The sequence below is a fragment of the Actinomycetota bacterium genome (assembly GCA_035540895.1).
In the GTDB taxonomy this organism is placed as follows: domain Bacteria; phylum Actinomycetota; class JAICYB01; order JAICYB01; family JAICYB01; genus DATLFR01.
In genome coordinates this window covers 1-6833 of record DATLFR010000175.1, presented here as the reverse complement: position 1 = coordinate 6833, position 6833 = coordinate 1, and the positions used below count along the sequence as shown (strand labels likewise).

The window sequence follows — 6833 nt, the reverse complement described above, 5'->3', positions numbered from 1 at the left end:
CCGGTGTCCGACGGGGCGCAGGCGCCCGGGTAGGTCACCTCGCCCCGGACGGTCGAGCCGGTCCGGACGAGACGAAGGCTGACCGGGCTCTCCTGCTGAGGACCTCCCACCGCCGGGGAGACCAGCTCAGTCACCAGGATCTTCACGGTCTCGGCCATCTCCGGTGACAGGTCCTCCGCGAGCGCATCGACCGCGCGACGGGCGACAGGGACCGAGCGGGCGCCAGGCATCAACTTCAGCGTCATCTCCAAAGGGGGCCTCCTAGGGGGGACCCGTACCTCCCCCGGCCAACCGTCTTGAAACCGCCCGTTCACCGGATATCGAATCCGCGCCTCAACATGGCGTCTCGCAGCCTGAGCAGAGCTAGATCCTTCGCCTTCGACTCGAGCATGACGTCGAAGTCGCGACGCGCGTCGGCGACGTTCAGGAAAGCCTCGAAGCTCATCGGGTCGATGAGGTCGGAATGCGCATGGGGAGCAGGGAGGTCGTAGCGGGTGGCCAGGCGTCCATCGACCTTGACCCTGCTCTCACGCACCTGCGTGAGCGGGGAGGAGAAGTGGACCTTGGGGACCACGTCGGCGGGCCACGTGTCGAGCGCGAGACGGAGGGCCTCGGGGAGCGCGATACCGTCCGGGTCGTTGCAGTGGTGGTGCAGGACGTCGAACACGACGGGCAGCGATGTCCTCCGGTTCAGCTCCAGCACCTGGGCCAGGGAGAACAGTCGGTCGTCGTTCTCCACAACGAGTCGCGCCCTGGCCCGGTCGCTGAGCATGTCCAGGCCGGACTCGAAGCGGTCGAGGGCGGCTTCCGGCCGTCCAGCCATCCCCCCCACATGGAGGACGACGACGGCCTCCGGTCCGAGCCCCATGGCATCCAGCAGTGAGGCCTGCACCTCGAGCTCGCGGACGGCGTTGTCACGTACCTCGGGCTTCTCGGAGTTCAGGACGGTGTACTGCCCGGGATGGACGGACAGCCTGAGCCCCAGCCGGCGGGCCCTCTCGCCGACCTCCGACAGCCTCGTTCGGCACTCCTCGATCTGCGACCAGAAGCCCGGGAGGTCCGGGTGGCTCGCATACGGAGCGAGCGCGGTGGCCATCCGGTACATGGAGATATCCGCCCGCTCGAGGTACGAGAAGATCCGATCGAGCAGGTCGAGCGACCGGGAGAGGTGGGGTCCCGACTGCCACCGCCGGGTGTCGTGGGAGGGAAGGCCGCCGTCGGCCAGCACCTTCACGGCGAACCCGAGCCTCACGACGCCACCTCGGCTCGATGGAGCTCCTCCAGGAGGCGCTCGAACGTCTCCGGGTGCAGGCTCCCCCCGGTCGCCGACGGGTGACCGTGCGCGAACTCCCCGCCCTCATCGGGCAGGGCGCGGCGTAGCAGCTCCCTCAGGTCGCCCGAGCCTCCCCGCACCGCGAAGTTGACCTTCCCCGGCAGGTATCCCTCGTTGGAGACGAGCACGACGCGCGGGGCGAGCCGTCTCCTCCACGCCTGGGCGACGAGCGGATGGATCTGGTACGGCGAAGCCAGCCGCACCACCGCTAGATCACCGCGCACCTCGGGCGCCGTCCTGAGAGCCTGCTTGTACGCGGTCGACCACTCCTCTTTCGCCTCGCGAAGAGCCTCGATGCGCGGGTCGCGCAGGGCCGAGCCCGGGTCCGGATGCTCCACGAGCAGCGCTAGGGCCTCGCGCACCGGTCCGTCCGGGAGGCGGCGGGGCGCGTTTATGAGCGGGGTGAGACGCCGGATGGGTCCGGGCGGGACCCGGTCCAGCTCGGGGAGGCTGAACGCGACCGACCCGAGGTCCCCGAAGGCACCTACCGCGGCCACCCACCTCGGGGCCTCCGGGACGATCCGTGCGAGCAGCACCGAGGTGCTGACCTCCGGCCGCTCGCCGAACCCCGAGACGAGCACCTGGTCGTCCCGCGGCTCAGCCTCCGGTACGTGATGGTCGACTATCAGGCCGGAGGGGCCGTCCGGTCGCATACCCCAGTCCAGGACGGCCAGCGGCCCTCGGGGCAGGTCCGTCCCCGCGAAGGGCGTCTCACCGCGATTCAGCAGGACCGCATCGGACGCCGACCCCCCGCGGCTACGCAGCGCGAGGGCGCCCGCGGAGAGCCCGTCGGCGTCCGTATGCGGGACGACGGCCCGAGCGGCGAGAAGGAGCTCCCTGGCGCGGTCGAGAAGAGCTCGCTCGGGCGACACCCCCCGGACATCCCCGCATGCCGAGTCGGCGAACCGCCGCGGGAGCCGGGAGGGGGCTAAGACGCGCGTCCGATGAGGTCAGCCCAGAAGTCGACCTTCACGTATGCGAGCTCGAGCGCGATGTCGTCCGGATCCCGGAAGGAGATGACGTCGGCGTAGGGTGCCTCCTTTATCCCGGAGTGGGGGATCCCTCGTTCGTCCAGACGTTCAACCCAGCCATCGAGGTCGCTCCGTTCGGGGACGTGGAAGCCCACATGGTCCAGACCGGGCCGGCGGGGATCGAACGACACACGTTCCCCGTCTCGGTGCTCGCAGAGCGCGACGACGTAGGAGAACGTGGTCAGATCGAACAGGCCGCGATACCGGACATCCGTGAAGTATGGAGGCCCCACGTTCTCGTCGTTGCTCACCACCGTCAGCCCGAACAGGTCGCAGTACCACGCGCTGCTGCGATCGAGGTCGCTGACGGTGATGGCGACGTGGTTGTTGCCTACTAGTCGAGCTGCCAAGGCTGACCACTCCTCCCCTGGGTCGGCTGCTGCGGCACCTGCTGCTCGGGGGAGGACGGCTGGTCGCACCTCGGGCTGTGCCTCCTCCACGAAGAAACGCTACCGATGCTGTAGCCGCGGCCGCCGGGGGTCGACCTGGAGCCCGGCGAGCGGGACCCCCGTGGCTCTGAGCACATGGCACCGGACGTTGGCTCTTGCTCACCCTTTGCCGCGGCCGACCGCCCTCCACCCCAACTCTCCGCTCACGACCGCGCGCGCTCCTCTAGGGGATCGCGGACGAGGAGGATGAGGCTGGCGGACAGCGTCAGCCCCAGGGCCAGGGCGATCCCCAGGGCCGCGTAGCCCCACACCGCGATCACAACGCCGCCCATGACCGCCCCGACCAGGTACCCGAGTTGGGTCGCCGCAGTGCGCGCCGCCATCATCGCGCCGGGATGACCCGGCAGCTGTTCGAGACCCAGGCCGCTCGACGCGGGCGTGCGCACCCCCGCCGAGGATCCGATGGCCACGAAGATCAGCGTGGCCGGAACCACTCCCATCACCTGGAACTGGAAGACCGCGAGTCCAGCCATGAGGATCGCTGCTCCCGCGATCATCCGCCTGCGCGGCCACCTGTCGGTGAGGGCCCCGATGCGCGTCGAAGCCACGAAGTACGCGGCAGCGCCCAAGGCGAGCAACCAACCTACGGTGCTCTCCCCCACCTCGAGCTCCTCGACGAAGAACGCACCGATGAAGGTGAGGAGACCGGTCCATGCGCCGTAGGCGATCAGCTCGGTCACGATCCACCGCCGCGCGGAGCGGTGCGCGAACAGAGCGCTCAGGCGTGGCGGGATCGTCACGTTCCCCCCGCTGCCCGCTCGGCGGAGGGAGAGGAGGCAGGCGACCGCGAGAGCGGCTGGCGCTGCATGAGCGAGGCGCCAGGACACTAGGTCCGTGACGATGCCGACGACGGGGTTCACGGCGACCCAGGCGAGGGCGTTGGCGCCTGCGACGTACCCCATGGCCCAGGCCCGGCGCTCGGGCGGGAACGCAGCGACGCCGGCGAACCCCGCCGAGAGCAGCAGCGCGATGCCGATCCCGACGAGCACATGCCCGGACAGGAACATGGCCAGGCCCGGCGACAGCGACAACAGCGACGAGGCTCCGATCGCGACCAGCGCCCCCACCGCACCGAGGCGCGGCACACCGACCGCGTCGACCCGCCGCAACACGATCACCGACGCGATGACGGCCACCGCGGCTGATATCGAGCGGGCCTGCCCAACCGCGCTCACCGATGCGCCGAGATCCGCCCCTACCTCGACGATCGTCGGGGACAGGACGACGATCAAGGCCTGCGACGTCATGGTCGCCAGGACGAGGGGAGCCAGGCGTGCCGCTTCGCGAGGTCGGCTCACCGGTCAGGCGAGCGCCAGGCTGCGACAACGTAGGGCCGAGGCGGGGTTGCGCGTTCCAGAGGGTGGTCAGCCAGGACGCGCAGGGCGAAGCCTCTCAGCCGGAGCGAGCCGTGCGGCTGCGTCATCCGGGACCCTCATCGCCGGTGCACGCGGTGGCGCCGGTCCGCACGAGCGGGATCTCTCAGCTGGCTCCCGGGAGCCCCCGCGGGAGCACGTTCTGCCGATCGCAGGGGGAGGCCGCGGTACTCCTGAGGAGATCTGCGGAGCGGAGCCGCAGGTCCCTCACTCGCCGCCCTTCTGGACGTAGTTCTTGATGAACTCCTCGGCGTTCTCCTCGAGCACCGAGTCGATCTCGTCCAGGAGCTTGTCCATGTCCTCCTTCAGGCGCTCGCCCTTCTCGGCCGCCTGAGGGGCGGCCTCGGCCTCCTCGGCCTCCTTGCGCCGAGGTGCCTTCTGCTTCTGCTCGCGCTCTGAACGGGACATCCGGGCCTTCCTCCTAGCTCCCGTTTAGTGTATCGGCACATCAGTCGTGTGCTGAACAACCGATGGAGCCCCGCCCCCCCGCCGACGAGAGCCTCTCCCAGGCCCTGCTCGCGTGCGAGCTGGCCGGCATGCACCTGCTCAACGCCCTGCGGTCGGTGGGGATCGACCCCGCGGAGATCCGGACCCAGGCGGAGGCCCTGGACCACGTCTGGCCGGCGGCGTGGGCCTACGACGCATGGTCGGCCTGGCATGCGTGCCGGGTCGCGCTGCGGACCGCCGGATGGGACACGCTCCCGATCGAGGTGGACCGACGCACCGGCTGGCGGACCCGAGCCGAGCACATCGCGGTCGAGCCGCCGACCGATCAGCCCTGAAGTGCCTCCACGAGGTCGCGGGGGTCCGCGTGGGCCTCTATCAGGGCGCGGGTGTGCGCCTCGGTGCCGCGGTGGGGGTCCAGCATCGGGATCCGCTTGAGGGTCTGGCCGTCCAGGTCGAAGATCAATGCGTCCCACGAGGCGGCCACCAGGCTCGTCGCGTAGCGGGCGAGGCATCGTCCGCGGAAGTAGGCCCGGGTGTCAGTGGGCGGCTCGGTCATCGCGGCCCGGACCTCGTCGTCCCCGACCAGCCGCTCCACACGGTCGGCGGAGACGAGCCGGTGGTACAGCCCTCGGTCGGGGTCGACGTCGTGGTACTGCAGATCCACCATCCGCAGCTTGGGGTCGTTCCACGCGAGCCCGTGGCGCTCCCGGTACCCCTCGAGCAGAGCCCTCTTTGCGACCCAGTCGAGCTCGCGCTCGAGCGTCATCGGGTCGGCCTCCAGACCGGCCAGGACGTACTCCCAGCGGGAGACGACCTCGGCCGGCCACTCGGGATCGACGTCGAGGTCGTCACCCTTCGTCTTGAGGTACCGCTTCACCGCTTCCAGGTACTCCCACTGGTGCTCGAGGGCGGTGACGCGGCGTCCGTCGGACAGCTCCACGGTGGTGCGCAGGTCGGGGTCGCGGCTGATGTCCTTGATCGCCGCGACCGGCGCGGCCATGGTGAACGCGTCCGTGTCCAGGGCCCCGTCCTCGACGAGCATCAGGATGAGCGCGGTCGTCCCGACCTTCAGGAAGGTCGCGACCTCGCTCATGTTCGCGTCGCCCAGGATCACGTGGAGACGGCGGAAACGGTCGGCGTCGGCGTGCGGCTCGTCGCGGGTGTTCACTATCGGACGCTTCAGCGTGGTCTCGAGCCCCACCTCGGCTTCGATGAAGTCCGCCCGCTGGGTCAGCTGGTACGTGACGCCGTTCGCTCCCGGCTCCTCCGACCCCACCTTCCCCGCGCCCGTGAACACCTGCCGCGTGACGAAGAACGGGATGAGCGCGGCCGACAAGCGCGCGAAGGGCACGGCGCGGTCGACGAGGTAGTTCTCGTGGGTGCCGTAGCTGTTGCCCTTGCCGTCTGAGTTGTTCTTGTAGACGTGGACCCGGGCTCCCGGCGGCATCACCTCCGACGCGCGCCGTATCGACTCGTACAGGATCGCCTCCCCCGCCTTGTCCCACAGGACGCAGTCGCGCGGGTTGGTCGTCTCGGGGGTCGAGAACTCTGGGTGGGCATGGTCGACGTAGTAGCGGGCGCCGTTCGTCAGCACCAGGTTGACGAGCGCCCCCTCCTCCTCGGCCGCCTCGCGGTTGCGGGCTCCCTCGAAGCCGCGCGCGTCGCGCAGCGGGTTCTCCTCCTGGAAGTCCCACTTCACGCGGCGCAGCTCCGCGGCCCCGTACTGCCCGACCAGCATCCCGGCCACCAGGACGGGAGACACGTCGGACGGCCCGGTGACCGTCACGCCGTACTCGGTCTCGGTGCCGATGATCTTCCTGAGCGCCATCGCCGCCCATCCTACGCGAGCCCCGGCGGACCGCACCGCGGGACGCGTCAGCCCATCAGGGCGCGGATGAGGCGGTTCGTGCGGTCCGGCTCCTCGACCTGCGGGACGTGTCCGCAGTCCTCGAAGACGGAGAGCTTCGCGTTCGGCATCATCTCCGCCACGACCTTGGCGAACGACGCCGGGACGAGGTTGTCGCGGCGTCCGAACACGAAGTGCGCCGGAACGTCGACCTCGGCCAGGCGGGCCCAGAGCCCCTCCTCGGCATGCGGCTCGTCCAGGTAGATCTGGCGGGCGGCGGCGTAGAAGGCCATCCGTCCGCGGGGCTTGGAGTAGACGCGGAAGAACTCGTCGGCGGCCGTCTCCATCCACGAC

The 6833-nt window shown here is 70.1% G+C and carries 9 protein-coding genes; 1 reads left to right on the top strand and 8 read right to left on the bottom strand.

Translation table 11 applies throughout. The features are described 5' to 3' along the window. The 6 genes from VM840_10135 to VM840_10110 form a co-directional block, all read right to left on the bottom strand. Positions 1-245 (bottom strand): hypothetical protein (locus tag VM840_10135; GenBank protein HVL81937.1); only part of this gene is annotated, 245 nt, incomplete at its 3' end. 65 nt (positions 246-310) lie between these two features. Further along, positions 311-1252, bottom strand: coding sequence for a UV DNA damage repair endonuclease UvsE (gene uvsE / locus VM840_10130; GenBank protein ID HVL81936.1), 942 nt, complete (start codon positions 1250-1252; stop codon positions 311-313). Further along, complete coding sequence (locus VM840_10125) at positions 1249-2205, bottom strand: DHH family phosphoesterase (GenBank protein ID HVL81935.1); 957 nt, start codon at positions 2203-2205, stop codon at positions 1249-1251. The genes uvsE and VM840_10125 overlap by 4 nt, the downstream gene beginning before the upstream one ends. Positions 2206-2261: 56 nt before the next feature. Further along, complete coding sequence (locus tag VM840_10120; protein HVL81934.1) at positions 2262-2714, bottom strand: VOC family protein; 453 nt, start codon at positions 2712-2714, stop codon at positions 2262-2264. 242 nt (positions 2715-2956) lie between these two features. Next, on the bottom strand, positions 2957-4111 hold the full coding sequence (locus tag VM840_10115; protein HVL81933.1) for an MFS transporter: 1155 nt from the start codon (positions 4109-4111) through the stop codon (positions 2957-2959). A gap of 282 nt (positions 4112-4393) precedes the next feature. Beyond that, the gene (locus VM840_10110) at positions 4394-4594 is read right to left on the bottom strand and encodes a ubiquitin-like protein Pup (protein ID HVL81932.1); all 201 of its coding nucleotides are present in this window, start codon (positions 4592-4594) and stop codon (positions 4394-4396) included. A gap of 62 nt (positions 4595-4656) precedes the next feature. Between VM840_10110 and VM840_10105 the strand changes: the two genes are divergently transcribed. Then, positions 4657-4968, top strand: coding sequence for a hypothetical protein (locus VM840_10105; GenBank protein ID HVL81931.1), 312 nt, complete (start codon positions 4657-4659; stop codon positions 4966-4968). Here the strand turns inward: VM840_10105 and dop are convergent. After that, positions 4959-6461 (bottom strand): depupylase/deamidase Dop, encoded by a 1503-nt coding sequence (gene dop / locus VM840_10100; GenBank protein HVL81930.1) that lies wholly within the window; start codon positions 6459-6461, stop codon positions 4959-4961. The genes VM840_10105 and dop overlap by 10 nt on opposite strands. 47 nt (positions 6462-6508) lie before the next feature. Then, a partial coding sequence (locus tag VM840_10095) for an alpha/beta hydrolase (GenBank protein HVL81929.1) occupies positions 6509-6833 on the bottom strand: 325 nt, incomplete at its 5' end.

Excerpts from the sequence above, each read along its gene's own strand:
- VM840_10110 (HVL81932.1), bottom strand. The coding sequence starts at position 4,594 with ATGTCCCGTTCAGAGCGCGAGCAGAAGCAGAAGGCACCTCGGCGCAAG.
- VM840_10105 (HVL81931.1), top strand. The coding sequence starts at position 4,657 with ATGGAGCCCCGCCCCCCCGCCGACGAGAGCCTCTCCCAGGCCCTGCTC.
- dop (HVL81930.1), bottom strand. The coding sequence starts at position 6,461 with ATGGCGCTCAGGAAGATCATCGGCACCGAGACCGAGTACGGCGTGACG.